Source organism: Paenibacillus sp. FSL H7-689 (genome assembly GCF_000517905.1).
GTDB classification, from domain to species: Bacteria; Bacillota; Bacilli; order Paenibacillales; family Paenibacillaceae; genus Paenibacillus; species Paenibacillus amylolyticus.
Genome location: NZ_ASPU01000015.1, coordinates 104,727 through 125,314, shown reverse-complemented (window position 1 = coordinate 125,314; position 20,588 = coordinate 104,727). Strand labels below are relative to the sequence as shown.

14 protein-coding genes are annotated in these 20,588 nt (G+C 45.6%); all 14 read left to right on the top strand.

The genetic code is table 11. From position 1 onward, the window contains the following. The first annotated feature begins 67 nt into the window (after positions 1 to 67). Positions 68 to 1,849, top strand: coding sequence for a sensor histidine kinase (locus tag C170_RS11500; protein ID WP_036609567.1), 1,782 nt, complete (start codon positions 68 to 70; stop codon positions 1,847 to 1,849). Further along, a complete protein-coding gene (locus C170_RS11495; RefSeq protein WP_036609565.1) occupies positions 1,842 to 3,455 on the top strand; it encodes a response regulator transcription factor in 1,614 nt (537 codons plus the stop codon). The genes C170_RS11500 and C170_RS11495 overlap by 8 nt, the downstream gene beginning before the upstream one ends. A gap of 180 nt (positions 3,456 to 3,635) precedes the next feature. Further along, positions 3,636 to 4,622: an ABC transporter permease gene (locus tag C170_RS11490; RefSeq protein WP_036609563.1), complete on the top strand. Its 987-nt coding sequence runs from the start codon at positions 3,636 to 3,638 to the stop codon at positions 4,620 to 4,622. A gap of 17 nt (positions 4,623 to 4,639) precedes the next feature. Further along, on the top strand, positions 4,640 to 5,548 hold the full coding sequence (locus C170_RS11485; RefSeq protein ID WP_017689303.1) for a carbohydrate ABC transporter permease: 909 nt from the start codon (positions 4,640 to 4,642) through the stop codon (positions 5,546 to 5,548). Between the two features lie 133 nt (positions 5,549 to 5,681). Next, a complete protein-coding gene (locus C170_RS11480; RefSeq protein WP_036609560.1) occupies positions 5,682 to 7,211 on the top strand; it encodes an ABC transporter substrate-binding protein in 1,530 nt (509 codons plus the stop codon). Positions 7,212 to 7,392: 181 nt separating this feature from the next. Continuing rightward, complete coding sequence (locus C170_RS11475; protein ID WP_036609558.1) at positions 7,393 to 8,091, top strand: hypothetical protein; 699 nt, start codon at positions 7,393 to 7,395, stop codon at positions 8,089 to 8,091. A 300-nt stretch (positions 8,092 to 8,391) separates the two neighbouring features. Beyond that, a complete protein-coding gene (locus tag C170_RS11470) occupies positions 8,392 to 10,146 on the top strand; it encodes a sensor histidine kinase (RefSeq protein WP_036609555.1) in 1,755 nt (584 codons plus the stop codon). A gap of 62 nt (positions 10,147 to 10,208) precedes the next feature. After that, positions 10,209 to 11,837 (top strand): response regulator, encoded by a 1,629-nt coding sequence (locus C170_RS11465; RefSeq protein ID WP_036609553.1) that lies wholly within the window; start codon positions 10,209 to 10,211, stop codon positions 11,835 to 11,837. Between the two features lie 123 nt (positions 11,838 to 11,960). Continuing rightward, positions 11,961 to 13,646: an extracellular solute-binding protein gene (locus tag C170_RS11460; RefSeq protein WP_036609551.1), complete on the top strand. Its 1,686-nt coding sequence runs from the start codon at positions 11,961 to 11,963 to the stop codon at positions 13,644 to 13,646. Positions 13,647 to 13,835: 189 nt separating this feature from the next. Then, on the top strand, positions 13,836 to 14,726 hold the full coding sequence (locus tag C170_RS11455; protein WP_017689297.1) for an ABC transporter permease: 891 nt from the start codon (positions 13,836 to 13,838) through the stop codon (positions 14,724 to 14,726). Positions 14,727 to 14,755: 29 nt separating this feature from the next. Continuing rightward, positions 14,756 to 15,634 carry a carbohydrate ABC transporter permease gene (locus C170_RS11450; RefSeq protein WP_036609548.1) on the top strand — a complete coding sequence of 293 codons (879 nt, stop codon included), beginning with the start codon at positions 14,756 to 14,758 and terminating at the stop codon, positions 15,632 to 15,634. A gap of 32 nt (positions 15,635 to 15,666) precedes the next feature. Beyond that, the gene (locus C170_RS11445) at positions 15,667 to 16,752 is read left to right on the top strand and encodes a glycoside hydrolase family 53 protein (protein WP_081745916.1); all 1,086 of its coding nucleotides are present in this window, start codon (positions 15,667 to 15,669) and stop codon (positions 16,750 to 16,752) included. Positions 16,753 to 16,867: 115 nt separating this feature from the next. Next, on the top strand, positions 16,868 to 18,940 hold the full coding sequence (locus C170_RS11440) for a beta-galactosidase (RefSeq protein WP_036609546.1): 2,073 nt from the start codon (positions 16,868 to 16,870) through the stop codon (positions 18,938 to 18,940). A gap of 207 nt (positions 18,941 to 19,147) precedes the next feature. Next, positions 19,148 to 20,587, top strand: coding sequence for an NAD-dependent malic enzyme (locus C170_RS11435; protein WP_036609544.1), 1,440 nt, complete (start codon positions 19,148 to 19,150; stop codon positions 20,585 to 20,587). The last annotated feature ends 1 nt before the right edge of the window (position 20,588 follow it).

Here is a 20,588-nt window from a genome sequence, read left to right as displayed (position 1 = left end):
CAAAAAGTCTGGTTTCAGTACAGCGGATTTTTTGAACTACCTCTAAAAGGGCGGGAATCCATAATCGATGAATTTTATCCGTTCACTTCGTTTTAAATTTATAGTGGGTCTTACATTGATCATGCTGCCATTATTCATGCTGCTTTATTACAACAATGTCTACGCCATGAAAGTTGTACGTGACAAAGTATCCCTCACCAATATGAATCATCTCGCCAAGAGTGTGGAGCAAAATGAACGTGTGTTACAGGAGACGAATCGGTATTTATATAGTCTGGGCGAGCGGGACCCGGATATTATCTCTCTGTTTTTTCTGAAATACGGCAGTGGTGATTATATCATTGCAAAGCAACGGATTATGAACAAATTCATGACAGATATCGGTTTTTATAATCTAATCGATTCTTTTTTTCTATATGATGCCGTGAATGATGATCTGCTGCTTGCGACTTCAGGCAATTATGATGTCAAAAAGTCGGTTGTGCAGGAGAGTATGCCAGTCCAGATGCAGCAATTGGAAGGGGATATCCAGAAGCCGGAATGGAGCATCGTGCGTGGCGGGACGTGGAATGCGCTGGTGAAAACGGTGCGAATCAACCAGCAGTTCTATGCAGGTGCACTTGTTGATATGAATGCACTGAATCATACACAACAATTTACCGAATCCGGAGATCGGGGAGGCGCAGTCATTGTTGGAACAGACGGTGGGGCACTATCGGATTCCACATTAAATACTGCACAGATTCAGCTGGCTGCAGCGCATATTCCCGGCCTGAAGAATCCGTATCAGGTTATCTCTGAAGTTGTGAACAAGGGAGAGGCACGTCAATATTTGATGTTGGGTATTGCCTCGGCCATGTCCGAGATGAATTATATCGTGCTGCTGCCTGAGGAAGACATGATGCGTAACCTCCCGTTTTTCCAGCAGATCATTCGTCTGCTTCCTATTGGTGCGGCAGTAATTCTGGTTACTGCACTAATCTTTTTGCGGCATCTGTTATTCCGTCCGATGAATGCGTTAATCCGAGGCATGAGAAGGGTGAGCCGTGGAGATCTCGATGTGAAGCTGGACCCGCCATCTTCTTCGGAGCTTGAATTTATGACACGAAGTTTCAATCAAATGACCAGTGAGATCAGGCATCTGAAGATTGATGTGTATGAGGAACAGTTGCGGACGCGGGAGGCAGAGTTCAAACAACTGCAGATGCAGATCAATCCTCACTTTTACCTGAATTCACTCAATATTATTCATAGCTTGGCTTCCTTGCAAAAACATGAGTTGGTGCAGCAGATGGCTGGTCATCTGGCCGATTATTTTCGATTCAGTCTGCGTGCAGGCAAACGTGTTATTCGTCTGGATGAAGAGCTCGAGCACATTCGTCATTACTTAGAAATTCAAAAGCTGAGGTTTCCAAGCAGATTCGATTTTGAACTGGATGTTGAGTCGAATCTGGGACATTATGTGATTCCGCCATTAACCATTCAGCCTTTTGTGGAGAATGCCATTATTCATGGATTTCAGCGCCGGACACAAGCCTTTGTCATTCGGATCGTGGCGCGCCTCGGTGAGAAGTCGTCCGGTCAGGTCGATGGGACGGTGCTTCAACTGATGATTGTGGACAACGGTGTCGGATTTGAAGAGGAATTGTTGGGGCGTCTGCAGCATGGACAATACGCTGAAGACCCGAGTGGACAGCATATCGGTATATGGAACGTGGCTCATCGGCTTTTAGTGAAGTATGGTGATCAAGCCAGTTTGCAGTTTGGCAATGAGGTGGATCATGGCGCCAAAGTCATCATTGATTTACCCGCTCAGACCGAAGAGGAAGAAGGGGGAGCCTATGCGTAACCTGTTGATCGTGGATGATGAAGTATATGCATTACAAGCAATGGTGGAAGGGGTCGATTGGCAAGCAGCAGGCATTGACCAGGTATACAGTGCTGGTGATGCCGAAGAGGCAAGAAAGATTTTAAAGGTTAATTCTATTGATATCATGATCTGTGATATCGAGATGCCTGGTGAAACAGGGCTTGACCTGCAAAGTTGGGTGTTAAAACATGATCCAGGCATACTGACCATTTTCCTGACAGGGCATGCTTTATTCGATTATGCTCAGACAGCCATTAAGCTAAACAGCTTTGATTATGTGTTGAAGCCGGCTCCAGCGGATCAATTGATTAAGGTAGTCACCCAGGCGGTGGAGAAGATCAAGGATGGAGAGCAGCGTACCCGTACCAACGAAGTTTATGAGACCGTATACAAACGCTGGAAAACCCATAAACCGCTACTGACGGAACGCTTTTGGAAAGATGCCATCTCTCAGCGTATCACGTTAACCGAACAACGGTTGCAAGAGCTCGCAGAACTGTATGGTGCCGAGATTGATCCGCAGGCTCGTGTGTTACCCATTGTGATCTCGGTAGAGGAATGGGTGCGTGATTTTGATTTGCGTGACGAAGAGGTATTGGAATATGCCCTTCGTAATGCAGCCAAAGAGATGCTGCTTGGCGACAAGCCCGGTGAGGTGTTTCAGGATCAAAGTGGATTAAATATTGTGCTTGCTTATGAGCAAGATGGCATCATTCCGAGTGCGAGCGAAGTGGCACAACGTTGTCAGGGATATATTCAGGAATGTGGTACGTATTTCTACTGTCGGTTGTCCTGTTATGTTGGTGCCCCGGTTGCTGTAACTGAGCTGCAAGGCATGTTAAATGAACTGATGGATATGGAGCGGCGCAATATTAAGGAGCTTGAAGAAGTTTTTGTCTATGATGAGCGGGGAAGAGATCATGAAGATCGCTTTTTGCCTATTCCATGGTTTTCGGAATTATCCATTCTTTTTGAGACAGGTAAAGTAGGGGATTTGCGAGAACGTGTGGATGAGATTTTTGAGTTGCTTGCTGCACAGGAGGGGTTGTCTCCTGAAATGCTACATCTCTACTATCATGCCATGCTGCATGTGGTCTATCCGCTGCTTCATCAGAAAAACGTGTCCATACGCAGTCTGTATCCGGGTGAACGGGAGCCGGAAGAGAGTATGGTGACAAGGTCGTTGCCGCAGTTGAAGCAATGGACGTCGGATCTGATTGATCGTGTTATCCCGGTGTTGTACCCGGACGATCATAGCCCTATGACCATTGTGGATCAGTTGTGCGTTTATATTGAAACTCATATTGGTGAAGAACTTATGCGAGAGGAACTTGCAGCTTTTGCCGGATTCAATCCCGCTTATCTATCACGTCTGTTTCGGAAAGAGAAGGGGATGTCCCTATCTGAGTTTATCCTGCAGGGCAGAGTAGCCAAAGCGAAGACATTGTTGTCCCAGTCCACCGTCAAAGTGACGGATATCGCTGGCAAGGTGGGGTACTACAATTACTCGCATTTCACCAAAATGTTCAAAAAGTGCACGGGTATAACGCCACAGGAGTTTCGAAAACAGTCACGTACCGTATAGTTCAGGGCGCAGCATGCTGCGTCTTTTGTTTTTTTTGGTACTAAAGTCATAATTTGATAAGTCAACAGGTCACCACAGCAGATAGAGGTCTTACTCGCCCCGCCGTATACTTGAACCACAGGAGCCGCAACGGAGCTTCATCCTGAGGAAGAATTCAAGAGGAGTGAGGGAGAACAAGTTATGAAGACACAACCCCAGGCGGGTAAGGGAGTACGGATATCGGAAATATCGGGAGAAACAGTCCGAAAGCGCAAGTCTGTGTGGCACAATCTTGGCAAATTCAAGGTGCTGTATCTCATGTTCTTGCCAGGTGTCCTGTTTCTACTGGTGAACAACTATATGCCGATGTTCGGCGTTCTGATCGCATTCAAAAATGTAAACTATGCTGATGGTATTTGGGGTAGCCCATGGAGTGGATGGGACAATTTTAAATATTTGTTCTCAACCAGTGATGCATGGGAAATTACCCGAAATACACTCGCGTATAACACGGTGTTTATTGCACTAAATCTCTTAGTAGGTGTCGGGCTTGCTATTCTGCTCAATGAAGTGAAGAACAAGGCAATGTCCAAGTTATATCAATCACTTATGTTATTACCGTATTTCCTGTCCATGATTGTGGTCAGTTATCTGGTACTGGCTTTCCTGGGCAAGGATTCAGGCTTCATGAACTCAACGGTCCTGCAGATGTTCGGCGGTCAGCCGATCGACTGGTATTCAGAGCCGAAGTATTGGCCGTATATTTTGCCACTGGTGAACACATGGAAAAATATTGGATATTATGCCGTCATTTATCTGGCAGCTGTCGTGGGTATCGATGAAGAATATTATGAAGCAGCTGTGCTCGATGGCGCAACCAAATGGCATCAGATCCGTTTCATTACCATTCCGTTTCTCGTCCCATTAATCGTCATTATGACGTTATTACAAATTGGTCGTATTTTCTATGCAGACTTCAGTCTGTTCTATCAGGTTCCATTGGAATCGGGAGCGCTGTTCCCTGTAACGAATGTACTGGATACCTACGTATATCGTACGTTCCTTATCGGTGGAGATATCGGGATGTCATCAGCAGCTGGTCTATACCAAGCAATCGTTGGATTTGTACTGGTTCTTGTATCCAATACCATCGTAAGGCGAATTGATAAAGATAATGCATTATTTTGAGAGGAGGCAAGTCAGCTGTGAAATCACGTGATCCACTAGCCGTATCGAAGCGTTCCGCATCCGTTATTCATGCGATGTTTCTATTCTATGCCATTGCCTGTATCGTGCCGATCCTGCTTGTCTTCGCCATCTCATTTTCGGACGAGACAACAGTAATTGCCAATGGATATAAGCTTATTCCAGAGAAATTCAGCCTGACGGCTTATGAGTTTCTGTTCAGAGATATGGATCAGATCATTCACTCGTATGGTATATCCTTTATCGTTACCGTTGTAGGTACCATTACAAGTGTTGCGCTGACCGCATTGTATGCGTATCCGCTCTCACGGAGAGATCTGCCTTACCGGGGCTGGTTCGCCTTTTTCATCTTCTTCACAATGTTGTTCAATGGGGGGCTGGTACCTTGGTACCTGGTCTATGTCAACGTATTGGATCTGAAAAACTCCCTACTGGCACTCATTATGCCGCTACTGCTATCCCCATTCTTTGTACTGGTCATGCGTACATTCTTCGCGAACTCCATTCCGGTGTCTATTCTGGAATCGGCTCGGATTGATGGTGCGGGAGAATTGAGAACGTTTGCACGTATCGTGCTTCCGCTCTCTCTTCCCGTAATGGCAACCGTCGCGTTGTTCAGTACATTGAATTACTGGAATGACTGGTACCTTAGCATGATTTTTATATCAGATAACCGGACGATCAGCCTTCAGTACCTTATGTACCGGACGCTGCTCGATATTCAATATTTAACAACCAACTCCAACGTCTCTTCACAGATTTCGTCGCAGGGTGGATTGCTGAATCTGCCTAACAAAACTCTACAAATGGCGATGGCTGTAGTCGGTATTGGTCCAATTGTACTGGCATATCCGTTCTTCCAGCGTTATTTCATCAAAGGTCTTACGGTTGGCGCTGTGAAGGGATAACTCTGAACCGGTTAGCGGAGTGGGCAAGGTAAATGAAGATGGACTGAAAGGGCATATACAGAAGTAGTTATCGGTTTAATTGTGAATTGGGGAATTCGGTTGTATGGTTCAACACATGACAGGAGGGGTTCAATTGGTTAGATCATTAAAGGTATGGTCACGCATGATGGCAACGGTTATGGCGCTGAGCCTGGTGCTGGCTGCTTGCTCATCAGACAAGGGTGGAACAACAACACCTGGCGCAGAAGGCGGAGGAGCAAGTGAAGGTGGGGGCAAACCCTATGAAGTGACACTATTCTATCCAGGTACACCACAGAAGGATGTCGCTCTGGTGGAAGCCGAGATTAACAAAAAGATGGAACCAAAGATCGGAGCCACGCTTAAGATCAATGCAATTGACTGGGGACAGTGGGATAACAAGCTGAATCTCATGATTTCCTCAGGTGAAAAATCAGACATTATCTTCACAGCAGCATGGCAGAACTACACGGTGAATGTAGCTAAAGGCGCATTCTTGCCCTTAAATGATCTGCTTGATGCACATGGTCAGGATATTAAGAAAAACCTGGACCCTGCCTTTCTGGAAGGTTCCCAGGTAGACGGCGTGAATTACGGCGTTCCTACGAATAAGGAACTTGCTGCCACACGTGGTGTGTTGGTACGTAAAGATCTGGCTGACAAGTATAAGCTGGACCTGACAGCTGTAAAGACATGGGCTGATCTGGAGCCACTTCTCAAAACAATCAAGGAAAACGAGCCAGCCATCACACCATTCTATATGTCCAATACCAATGGTAATGGGCTGTTAGAGAATCTGGATTGGGATTATCTCGGTGATGCTTCCGTACCTGGAGTTATCTCCAAAACAGCAGGCGGAACAACGGTGCTGAATGAAGTGGAGACCCCAGAATTCAAAGAAGCGGCTGAACTCGCTCGCAAGTGGTATCAAGCGGGATATATCAACAGTGATGCTGCTACGTCCAATGTGTTCCCGAAAGACCAGGCGAAGGCTGGAAAAGCGTTTCTCTGGACAGATGGCATGAAGCCAGGCAAGGATAAAGAAGAAGAAGGGTATGTGGGTTTCCCACTCACTCAGATTGAAATGACACAGCCGACAATCACGACGGGTGATGCATCTGGAGCGATGCTCGCGATCTCCCGTTCTTCAGAGCAACCGGAGAAAGCGATGCAGGTCATTAACCTGCTGCATTCCGACAAGGAAATTAACAACTTGTTAAACTTCGGAATTGAAGGTACACATTATGTGAAAAAAGACGGACAGGATAATATCATTGCTCTCCCTGATGGCGTAGATGCCAACAGTCGTACCTACAATCCAGGTGCACAATGGCAACTGGGTAACCAATTCCTGAACTTCCTCTGGGATAATGAAGATCCACAGAAATGGGAGAAGTTCAAAGAGTTTAACGCCAAAGGTGTGAAGTCGCCAGCACTGGGCTTTACATTCAACAGCCAATCTGTCAAAAATGAAATTGCGGCTGTCAACAACGTGAACAAACAGTTCAAGCCGGGTATGACATCGGGCGCAGTTGATCCAAATGAGATGATTCCGAAATATCTGGAGAAATTGAAAGCAGCGGGAATCGATAAAATTATTGCAGCCAAACAGGAACAACTCGATGCATTCTTGTCTAAGCAATAAATGATCGTTAGCCATGACAGAGAGACCTGTGTTATTACAAGCTCTTGTCAGCGGTGAAAATGGAGGACGTTTTCGGTGAACAACCGAAGACGTTCTTTTTATTGTTGTTTTTTGATTTGGATTGTTAATCATAAATAGGAAAAATATGATATAATAAGGTGGTTGATTAGGGGGTGTTCGTGTGTCGAGAACCAGACTTGTGTTCTCAGGGGCTTTATTGCTATTTGCTATCATCTTTACATTTAACCATCATCTTGGTTTTTCTGTTGGAGATACCATGCTGTCAGCAATAGGTATATCACCGTATACTACATCTTACTTGAGTGGAGTTCATATCACACTTTTCCTCGGATTGGGGATATTCGCGTGTGGATTCTACCTTACTCGCAAAGAGATTGGAAAATCATTCCCCGGTCTTGCAAAGGGGTTATGGATCGTAGTTATCGCTATCGTTCTCAGTTATTCGTACATGACAGATAAATTCATGTATGTAGCCAAGTGGGGAGCTTCAGGCATTAATGCGGTATCCTATGTACAGAATGCAAGCTCTTGTACCTTTAACGTGCTGAAAACGGGTGAGACCCGAGCAACCTGTGATCTGACACTCAAAAATTACGGCAGAGATTCCGTATCCGCCGTGTTATTGCCTGATCTCGCACGCAGTTATAAGTTTAAGGACGATCCCCTATTGGAAGCCTTGCAGTCTGTCCAATTAAGGCCCGTACATGTTGAGATTGAACGCCATGGAACGTTTACAGGCAAGTTGGAGTTTTACGGGAAAGCGGAATCCCCTCTATTCGTCAATGGGAAACTTATGGATATTGTGCTGGATGTAGGCGTGGATGGAGCGAATACGGTATTTGATTATGATATTCCATAGTTGATATTTTCATAGAAAAAAAGAATAATTACATAAACAGAAGTGGAATAAAGTTTGAGTTGAATAGAACGATTAAAGATATATACTGAAATTAGATAGAGAGCTGGCTAATCGCTGGCTCTTTTTGTGCGTGGAAGTTGCATTTAGTGCAGAAATATTGGTTTTATCTCCTTCCCCCTTGAATTGGTAACGCTTACGCTAGATAATGAATCGGTTTGTCTCAAAAAAAATAGTTTGTCTTTAGCGCTTACATCATTACAATTAATGTCACGACAAATTAAGACAAGGTGAGATGAAAAGATGTCATATCGGACAAACCTGTTTTCCAAAATGGTCATTCTTATTCTGATTATGCTGATTCCTGTAGTGCTTTTGTACTGGTACTCCAATCACAAAACAACAGCTGTTCTCAGAGATGAGTTGAATCGATCGAATAGTAACCAGCTTGAATTTTTCCAAAATCAAGTGAACACACACATCGAACTGTTATCCTCATGGCCTAATCTGCTCATACATGATCCTGATATTGGCAGCTTCCGGCGAATCTATGCGGACAGTAACTACTTTGATCTGGATGCGATCAACCTGGTCAAACGTATTCAGAATAAGCTGAGTATTCAGGAAAGCTCATCCAATTGGGCCACGAAATTATATCTGTATTCTCCTTCGCTGGGCAGGGTGGTTTCCGAAAGGGACGCACGTTCTTACGATAAAGAAGCGCTAAGGGAAAATATCATTTCCGGCTGGGATGTACGCAAAATTCAGGATGGGGAAGATGATCGGTTCATGTTTAGCTGGATTACGGTATCCCCATACGGTATTAAAGACCCGGCTAATAATGCAGAAACGATTATTAAACTGGAGTTTGATAGTGACAACATTCGGGATATGCTCGACAAATTCAAGGACGATGGCAGGCATGATCCCTTCTATTTCCGTGAAGAATCGGGGGTTATCTATAACCGGACTTCAGATCGTTCATTAACGAATCAGTTGATGGAAGAACTGTCCATCCATAAACTTCAGGACGTTGATAATCGTACAGTAGTGATCGGGAACGAGCCATATATGGTCAACACTGTGAAATCCAGTACAACAGGCTGGTATTTGGTGGACTATATGCCGCTATCAGATATTCTGAAGCCCATTCATCAATCCAATATGCTGTTCTATTCTTCCATGATTTGTTTGTTGTTAATGAGTTTTGGTGTGGCGTACTTGTTCTATGTACAGGTGCAGGTGCCAGTGAAACAACTCATTCGCGGGTTCCAGCGGTTGAAGCAGGAGGATTATTCCGTGAGGATTAAGCCAAAGGGCCGCAATGAATTCAGTTTCCTGTCCGAACGTTTCAACTTGATGGTGGAGCAGATCCAGCAGTTATTTGAACACGTTTACCTGGAACAGATTCATGTACGTGAAGCTCGGTTGAAGCAGCTGCAATCGCAGATTAACCCGCACTTTTTCTATAATTGTTTCTCTTTCATTACAAGTATGGCGAAACTCAAGCGTATGGACGCTGTTGTAGCGATGTCACATAATCTATCCCGATATTATCGGTATACGACAAGACAGGAGCGGGACGTGGTACCGTTGACAGAAGAAATTGAATTTGTCAGCTGTTATCTGGAGATCCAACGGATGCGTATGGACCGCATTCATTACAAGATTGATCTGTCTGATGAGATGTTAAGACAGGAGGTACCGCCACTCATCGTGCAACCACTAGTGGAGAATGCGGTAATTCACGGTATCGAAGCGGACGCGGAGGCTGGAGAAATAAGAGTATCCGGGGAAAAACAGGGCGGTGTCATGGTTCTTGTAGTTGAAGATGATGGGCAAGGCATGACGCAGGAGGCACGTGAGGCTCTTCTGAATAAGCTCAGGGGAACGATGGATCAGGAGATGGGCTGTGGCCTGTGGAATGTGAATCAGAGACTCCAGCTTCGATATGGGGAGCAGGCAGGGCTGGATGTAACGGAATCGGAACTTGGTGGATTACGCGTTACGCTGTCATGGCCTGCCGAACAGGAGTTTCTTCTGGAGAATGAAGGATAAGCACTTGGAATGTGTAGCGATGGAATCCATTTGCAGAATGAACGAAATAGGGAGTGAATCACTTGATTGATATATTACTGGTAGATGATGAGACATACGTAACAGAAAGTCTGGAACTTACGATCCCCTGGGGAGAGCTTGGAGTAACGACCGTTCTGCGTGCCGCATCCGGTAAGGAAGCGTTGGAGATTATGGAGGAAAATGCAGTAGACATCGTAGTTACCGATATTCGTATGCCTGGCATGTCAGGACTGGATCTCATTGCAGAGGTAAGCAAGCGCTGGTCTCATATCCGCTGTATTTTACTAACGGGTCACAGCGATTTTGATTATGCTAAAAAAGCCATTCAATTGCAGGCAGCGGACTATATCCTGAAACCCGTAAACGATGATGAGTTTATGGGGTCGGTGTCGGCAGCCATTACGTCTCTTCGCGATGATTGGGATGAATTCGATAAATATCACCGGCTTTTATACAGTCGGAAGTCTGACTATAAAATTTTACGAGAAAATCTCATGCATGATCTGCTGCTGGGGCGTGAGATCACGGCGCGGGCACTTCGGGAACAACTGCAACAATATGAGATTCATATCGATCCAGAACAATCGGCTGTGATGATGCTGATTCGCCTTACAGGACGTTTCTCATCAATGGACCAGCAGTCTCTGGATCTGATGGATTTTGCGGTAGGTAATATTGCAGAGGAAGTACTCGGAGAGCAATTTAACGTGTGGTTTGGTCGCGGACCCCATGAGTGTCTGGTTATGTTCTTGCAGAATCAAGATCAGATCGTAGCTCCGCAGATGGACTTGGAGACGCTGAGAATCTCAGCTGAAACTTTCCGTGAGCATGTCATTCGATATTTACAGGGAGATCTGTCCATGGTAGTTACACCGTCATTTCCCTTTAACGAGTTGACAGCAGCTTATCGAAAAAGTCTGGGTTCGCTTGTCCTTTCAGGACCGGAAGAACACAAGATTATATATATGGACATGGATCAGGCACTCAGCAAAAGACCGGAGAATGATGCAACGCAGGCGCTCGAAGAGCTGTACAAACCGCCTGTACTTCCGCAATTGCTCGAGACCAAGCAATGGGAAGCGGCAGCGCGTAAGCTGAACACGGTCTTTGACGCGGCAGAACAGGTACGATTGTCCAGAGAACATGTGTATGAGATGTATCTGTCGGTAACTAATGCATTTATGTATATCGCCCATAAACAGGGGCATCTGGTGCATGAGATTGATCATGCGGGATTCGATCTGCTCCTTGCTCATCAGTTGATTCAATCCCCCGAGAAGCTGCGGCGTTGGGCCACCGAGATGCTGGCGAAGCTTCAGGAAGAGTTGTCCGATCAGGAAGGTGTGCAGAGCCGCAGACATGTGATCAAGCAGGTTCAGGAGTTGGTGACAAGAGATACAGGACAGGATCTGTCGGTGAAGATGATTGCGGACAAGGTATATTTACACCCCGTATATTTATCGAAAATTTACAAGGCAGAGACTGGGGAAGGTCTTGGGGACTACATGATTCGTATGCGCATGGAACGTGCTCTATATCTGCTTAAGAATAGCAACAAAAAAATATACGAGATTACGAGTGAACTTGGCTATCAAAATCCGCAATATTTCAGCAAAATGTTCAAAAAACATTATGGTATGACACCAAATGAATTTCGAGATCAGGCATAATTTCAACAACATTCCAGAATATAGGTTGGCAAAGGTGCAGAAATCTTGATTTCGTATCATAGGCTCAAAGGCCTGGTCAGCCTATAATGAAAGGGTAACCAAAACGATTTAAGGGGGAACAACATGAGAGCGCAATCAACAAAAAAGAGATTCTTGACGCTTCTCGCTACAACGCTGAGTCTAACTGTCGTTCTTGCAGGATGTTCAGGAGGCAGTGGGGGCGGAGATAGTGCAACACCAAGTACATCTGGAACCCAAAACGAATACAAAGAGAAATATGATCCGGCAGTTACTATTACTACAGCATGGGGAATCGATCCAGAGCTGAAATTTAAAAATGGCGAATCCATGGAAAATAACGTGGCAACCAAGTGGGCCAAAGATCAATTCGGGATTGAAATCAAATCGTTGTGGTCAGTAACAGACACAAATGGAGCATTTGCAACCAAGCTTCGTCTTGCGATGTCATCAGGACAGGAAATGCCTGATATTGTAAACGTAGGTGATAATCTGCTTGCTCAGGATCTGATTGATTCTGGAATGTATCAAGAAGTAGGTCCACTGTTCGATAAATATGCTTCGGACACATGGAAAAAAGCAATTGAACAAGATCCAAACGTATGGAACCAGTATAGTCGTGATGGAAAAAGAATGGGTATCCCTGTTCTGGACTATGCCTACAACAATGATTACTTGCTCTGGATTCGTCAGGATTGGCTGGATAAGCTGAACATGAAGGCACCAAAAACCATCGACGAACTGGAAGCAGTGATGGAAGCATTCAAAAACAATAACCCTGACGGCTTGGCTCCTGATAAAGTCACTCCGCTCAGCATTGGTTTCAAAACTTCCATGAATACATGGATGGGAGACCCATCTTGGATCTTCGGAGCATATGGAACATTGCCGTTCCAATGGAATCTGGGGGAAGACGGCAAGCTGGAGTATGGCTCTATCAATCCGGGTATGAAGCAAGGTCTGACCAAATTGAGCGAATGGCTCAAAAAAGGATATATCCCGCAGGAAGCAGCTCTATGGGATGAGAACAAAACAGCAGAGCCAGCAGTTGCAGGAACTGCGGGTATTATTCCAGGACCTTACTGGATGAGTGGATGGCCACTTCTCGATACAGTGAAAAATGTACCGAGTGCCGTGTGGAAACCGATTGAAATTCCGTCTGGTCCTGAAGGCAAAGCGATGCGTCACGGGACACAGTTCGTTAATGGTGTTACGTTGATCAAAAAAGATATGGCACACCCAGAAGCATTCTTTACGTATCAGAACTACCTGTTTGACAATTATGCAGACCCGGCACCAGGTAGCCCTTATGATAACGGTCTGTTTGCAGGCTATGATTATCAACTGGATGCAGATGGAAAACAAATGCCGATTGACGAGATCGAAGGCGGATATGTGAACGTTGTACGTTATTTGCTTGTTCGTGACGGTGCTCGTATTCCAGATGCACAGATGAAAGCTCTGATGAATTTGGCCAATGGCAAAGAGCCGGAAACCAAGCTTGAAAAAGATGTTGCTGTCAACTACGGTAAAGAGACTCCAGCAGCAGCGAAAGTGTTGCTGAGCCAAGAAGAAATTTCCTTCAAGAACATGTTCACAGGTCCGACAACAAAGACGATGAAATCCAAGCTTGACTATTTGAACAAAATCGAGAATCAAGCATTTAACGAAATTATCTATGGCAAAAATCCGGTTGATGCGTTTGATACCTTTGTACAAACGTGGAAATCCGGTGGCGGTGACCAAATTACGCAAGAGGTTAACGAATGGTATGACAGTGTGAAAAAATAATTACAAGGAGCGCCCAGACGACTAACGTCTGGGCGCTTTTTTTGTTTATTAGAGCTGAGGCAAAGTGGTTGAATTTGTGCCATTTATATTGCTTTTATGTGCTGTTTGGACCCCGTAAAAGGTTGATATAATCGCATTATAAGCCACTCAGGGAGTACTTGAGTAGGAAGAAATACAGGGGGAGCAATCATGAGAACTTTGAAACGCACTTGGCCATTCCACGTTATGCTGTTGCCAGCCATTATCTTTCTGATTATCTTCAGTTATGTGCCTATGGGCGGAATCATTATGGCGTTCCAGAACTACAAGCCATGGCTTGGGATTAGCGGTTCTGAATGGGTTGGGCTGGACAACTTTAGATATTTGTTTGAACGTGAAGACAGCTTACAGGTCATCTGGAACACATTAATTATTGCTGTACTTAAACTGATTTTCAATTTATTTGTTCCATTTGTTTTTGCCATTCTTTTGAATGAGGTTCGCAAGATGGCTGTACAGCGAACGATTCAAACACTCGTATATTTACCTCACTTCTTGTCCTGGGTCATTCTGGGCGGGATTTTGATAGATCTGTTGTCAACAGGCGGCTTGGTTAACCGGGTTCTGGGAACCTTTGGACTTGGGCCATATTTCTTCCTGGGAGACAACAGTTGGTTCCGATCTACGGTCATTCTGACAGATGTGTGGAAAGAATTTGGCTATAACATGATTGTCTTTCTGGCTGCCCTTGCCGGAATTAATCCAGCGTTGTACGAAGCAGCGGAGATTGACGGAGCAGGACGCTGGAAACAGACACTGCACATTACAATCCCTTCGCTTGTGCCGATGTTGATGGTTGTAGGAACACTGGCGCTTGGTAACGTACTGAATGCCGGATTTGACCAGATATTCAACTTGTATAACCCGCTCGTATATCAAACGGGTGACATCATTGATACATTTGTATATCGTTCCGCAATGCAGAATGGTGAGATGGGCTTTGCAACCGCGATCGGATTGTTCAAATCGGTTATTAGTATGATCTTGATCCTTGTATCGTACAGCTTAGCCAAAAAATACGCTGGATATCGCATATTCTAAACGAATGAACAGAGAAAGAAGGGACCACGATGTATCATAAATCATTGCCTTATCGCGTGTTTAATATAGTCAATACCTGCTTTCTGATTTTGGTCGCCATTATGTGTATCGTACCAATGATTCATGTACTGGCAGTATCCTTTAGTACAAAGGCTGCTGCCGATGCCAATCTGGTCAATCTCTGGCCCGTAGGTTTTTCACTTGAGGCTTACAAAAAAACGATGAACAATCCAATTTTCTTGAACTCGCTCTGGATTTCACTTCTACGTACAGTGATCGGTACAGCTATTACCTTGCTGATTACGTTCCTGGCGGCGTATCCGTTGTCCAAAGAGAATAGTGAATTCAAAGGCAGAACGATCTACTCCTGGATTTTTGTATTCAGTATGATTTTCAACGGGGGATTGGTGCCGTTCTACATGGTTATCCAGAAGATCGGGTTGATGGATTCCTTCTGGGTACTGGTACTCCCTGGGGCAGTTAACACATTCCTTGTCATTCTGATGCTGAACTTCTTCCGCGGTATTCCAAAAGAGCTGGAGGAAGCGGCCCTGATGGATGGAGCTAGCCATTTCAGAACATTGTTCAGGATCTTTCTTCCCATTTCGATGCCGTCCATTGCAACAATTGCATTGTTCAGTATGGTGTTCCACTGGAATTCCTGGTTTGATGGATTGCTCTACATGAATAATGCCAAGGATTACCCACTTGCTACATTTATGCAAACGGTCATTATTGGACGTGATATGAGTAGCATGAGCATGAATCCAAAAGAAATGGAAGCCCTCTCTCAAACTACGGTAAGGGCAGCTCAGATATTCATCGGAAGTGCACCGATCTTGATTGTGTATCCTTTCCTGCAACGTTTCTTTGTCAAAGGTATGACGTTGGGCTCAGTTAAAGGCTGAGCCTGTACCCCAAATTAATGGAGGTTGATACAGTGAGCAACTTGACGGAAAAGACATTCATTCTGGGAATGGATGTGTCCTTTATGGATGAAATCGAACAGCATGGCGGGAGTTATAGTGATGTGGATGGCAAGGAACAAGACTTGCTGTCCATCCTGAAGATTAATGACGCTAACGCGATACGACTTCGAATCTGGAATGATCCTGTTGGTGGATTCTGCAATCTGGAGCGGACGGTGGAGGTAGCCAAACGGATCAAGGAACAGGGCTTGAAATTTTTGCTTGATTTCCATTATTCTGATCGCTGGGCTGATCCAGCCAATCAATGGAAGCCGAAAGCATGGGAGCACCTGTCCTATGAAGAGCTTCAACGTGCGGTATGCATGTATACGGCTGACGTTCTGAGAACGTTGAAGGAACACGATGCGCTTCCGGACATGGTGCAGGTGGGCAACGAGATTACACCAGGCATGTTATGGAATGAGGGACGTGTTGGTGGAGAAGAGCATGATACGGACGAACAGTGGGAGCGTTTTGCAGGCCTTGTGAAGTACGGAATTGCTGCGGTCAAATCCGTTGACGCGGATATTCAGATTATGATACATATTGATCGTGGTGGAGATAACGCCGAGAGCCGCAAGTTTTACGATCGCTTTGAAGCACTGGGTGTGGAGTTTGATATCATTGGTCTCTCGTATTACCCTTGGTGGCATGGCACACTCGACGCATTACGTGACAATCTTCATGATCTGGCTGAGCGTTATGGCAAACCGATCAATGTAGTTGAAACCGCTTATCCCTGGACGCTGGAGCAGCCGGAAGGCATTGAATGGATTTTGAATCAGGAAGATATGTTGTTACCAGGATACCCTGCAAGTGTAGAGGGACAGACCAAATACCTGAAGGATCTATTGCAGATTATTCGCGAAGTTCCTGGTGGTTTGGGTCACGGATTCTATTATTGGGAACCTGCCTGGATACCAAGTAAAGAAGAATGGTCCGTCGGTCATCCGAATAACTGGGGCAACCTCACCATGTTTGATTTTAAAGGTCGCAAGTTGGAATCGTTTACAGCACTTGCTACTGTTGAAGAATCAGATGTCGTGACATACGTGTAATCTAGCGTAATATGTATCGTCTGTGAAGTCGTTGTTATCGTTATCGTTATCGTTATCGTTATCGTTATCGTATATAAACTAAAAAAACAGTAATTAAAGCAAGGGAGTTGTCATTATGACATACAAATTTCCACCTGTAAGTTCCAAAGCCCCGCACATGTTGCATGGCGCAGACTATAACCCGGAGCAATGGCTCCGCTATCCTGAAGTTCTGGAAGAAGATATTCGCTTGATGAAGCTTGCCAAGTGTAACGTGATGTCCATTGGTATCTTCTCATGGGTATCCCTTGAGCCGGAAGAGGGTGTATACACGTTTGAATGGTTGGATCAGGTGTTGGATCGTTTTGCAGCAAACGGTATCTATGCATTCCTCGCTACACCAAGTGGTGCTAGACCTGCTTGGATGTCCGCGAAGTACCCGGAAGTGCTCCGCGTATCCGAGAAGCGTGTCCGCAATCTGCATGGTTTCCGTCACAACCATTGTTATACTTCCCCGGTATACCGTGAGAAGGTTACTGCGATTAACACAAAACTGGCAGAACGTTATTCGGATCATCCGGCTGTAATCGGCTGGCATATCTCGAACGAGTTCGGCGGAGACTGTCATTGTGATTATTGTCAGGAAGCATTCCGTGGTTGGGTTCAGAAGAAGTATAAAACACTCGATGAACTGAATCATTCGTGGTGGACCACATTCTGGAGCCATACGGTTACAGACTGGAGTCAAGTGGAATCTCCGGCTCCACACGGTGAGACACAGGTACACGCAATGAATCTGGATTGGCGCCGTTTCGTTACGGACCAGACAGCTGATTTTATCGTGCATGAAACAAAACCATTGAAAGCTCAGAATCCTGATCTGCCAGTCACAACAAACCTGATGGAATTCTATGGCGGTCTGAACTATTGGAAGTTCGCTGATATTCTGGATTTCCTCTCTTGGGACAGTTATCCGACTTGGCATGATGCAGATGACGACGCGAAACAGGCATCCCGGATCGCAATGATGCATGACATCGTTCGTTCTATCAAAGGCGGTCAGCCGTTCTTGCTGATGGAGAGTACTCCAAGTTCAACGAATTGGCAAGATGTCAGCAAGCTGAAAAAACCTGGCATGCATCTGCTCTCTTCTCTCCAGGCTGTGGCACACGGCTCCGATAGTGTTCAGTACTTCCAGTGGAGAAAAAGCCGGGGGTCCAGTGAGAAACTTCATGGTGCGGTGGTAGACCACGTAGGAACGGAACACACTCGAGTGTTCCAAGATGTCACCGACGTAGGAACGGCTCTTGAAGGCATGGAAGCCATTGTAGGAACAGCGGTTCCGGCAGAAGTTGCAATCATTTTTGATTGGGAAAACCGCTGGGCCGTTAATGATTCCCAGGGACCGCGTAATATCGGTGTGAAGTATGAGCAGACCGTGGAAGAGCATTACGAAGCGTTTTGGAAAAAGGGAGTCGCTGTAGACGTTATTGATATGGATGCAGATCTGTCCAAGTATAAGTTGCTGATTGCGCCAATGCTCTATCTGGTACGTGAAGGTGTCGGAGAACGTATTGAGAAGTTTGTAGAACAAGGTGGTACGTTTGTAGCAACTTACTGGTCTGGTATTGTTAACGAAAACGATCTGTGTTTCCTGGGTGGATTCCCAGGCCCGCTGCGTAAGACACTTGGCATCTGGTCCGAGGAAATTGACGGATTGCATGATCGTGATCTGAACGGAATCATTCCGGAGAAGGGCAATGAGCTTCAGCTCAAAACAGCGTATGATGCAATTGAACTGTGTGATCTGATTCATCTGGAAGGCGCGAAGTCCCTGGCTACGTACCGTTCTGACTTTTATGCTGGACGCCCTGCATTGACGGTTAACCAGTTGGGTTCAGGAAAAGCATATTACGTAGCGACACGTCTGAAAGCACCATTCTATGATGATTTCTATGCGAAGCTAATCGCTGACCTGAACATTGAGCGTGGACTTGAAACTGAGCTGCCTGCCGGAACAACGGCACATACGCGTACAGATGGTACAGCAGATTATGTGTTTGTACAGAACTACACGCCAGATGAGAAGCTGGTTGAACTAGATGGACAGTCCTATACCGATCTGCTCAGTGGTGATGCTGTGAAAGCAAGTCTCAGCTTGAAGCCATATGACATTTGTGTTCTGCGCAGACCGGCTGCTCGAAAATAATATAGGTTCATCCTTACTTTATAAACGGAGTTAGGATAGAAAAAGAGTGCCCTGAACGCCTGCATTGGTGTTCAGGGCATCTTTTTTAATTTATGCATTTGGCTGTTGAACCACTTTTTCTGGACAAGATAAAGGATAAACGTGTCCGCGTAGCGAAGACAAACACGTAACATGTAACTCAAGACTTTCAGTCTGGGAGGAATGGAAATGAATCAAAGAAATCTGGATGGTAACAGCATTATTATTCGACTGGAAATGACAACTAAGGATATCAAGTTTGGCGAAGTGGCTTCGGTCATCTCGGAAGCTGGGGGAGACATCATTGCCATCGACGTGATTTCCACCAATCAGGATGTAAGCGTGCGCGACTTGACGGTCGCAGTTACAGATGCACAAGATAACAGTAAAATTATAGAAGGGGTGCGCCAGCTCAAAGGTGTATCCATTATTAACGTATCGGATCGGACTTTCCTGCTTCATCTGGGCGGTAAGATCGAAGTAACACCAAAGACCCCGATTCAAAACCGGGAAGATCTGTCACGTGTGTACACTCCGGATGTGGCTCGTGTATGTTCAGCCATTTCAGAAGAACCCGGCAAAGCCTTCTCATTGACAATTAAACGGAATACAGTGGCCGTCGTATCTGATGGCAGTGCGGTACTTGGGCTTGGTAATATTGGGCCTCGTGCAGCGATGCCTGTCATGGAAGGTAAAGCGATGTTATTCAAACAGTTTGCAGGTGTGGATGCTTTCCCAATCTGCCTGGATACACAGGATACCGAGGAAATCATACGTACTGTGAAAGCGATATCACCTGGTTTTGGCGGCATTAATCTGGAGGATATCTCGTCACCGCGTTGTTTCGAAATTGAACGTCGTCTGAATGAGGAATTGGACATTCCTGTATTTCATGATGACCAGCATGGCACAGCGGTTGTGTTATATGCTGGTCTGATCAATGCGCTCAAACTGGTGGGCAAGTCCATTGAAGATGTGAAGATTGTGGTCTGTGGCATCGGTGCAGCAGGTGTAGCATGCAGCAACATATTATTGTCCGCGGGGGCCAGCCGGCTTATAGGTGTCGATCGTGAGGGTGCAATTGTACGAACACAAACCTATGAGAATGAAGTCTGGAGTGATTATGCAGCTCGTACTAATCCCGAACTGGAGACTGGCTCGCTGCGTGATGTCATTCGTGGAGCCGATGTGTTCATTGGCCTATCCCGCGGCAATCTGTTAACTCGCGAAGATATAGAGACCATGGCAGAAGATCCAATCGTGTTTGCAATGGCAAACCCGGTGCCTGAGATTATGCCTGCCTTGGTGGAAGACATTGTGGCTGTAATGGCAACAGGACGATCCGATTATCCGAATCAGATTAACAATGTGTTATGTTTCCCGGGCATCTTCAGGGCAGTTTTGGATTGCCGAGCCACCGAAATTAATGAAGAAATGAAGCTGGCAGCCGCGCAAGCGATTGCTTCGGCCATTACGGACGAAGAGCGTACACGTTATTACATTATTCCGAGTGTGTTCAATGATAAAGTAGTCAAATCGATGCGCAGTCGCGTAATTGAAGCAGCTATTAAGACGGGTGTAGCTCGACGTATTCCTCGTGAACAGGCCCGTGAAGGCGGGGAATCGTAAG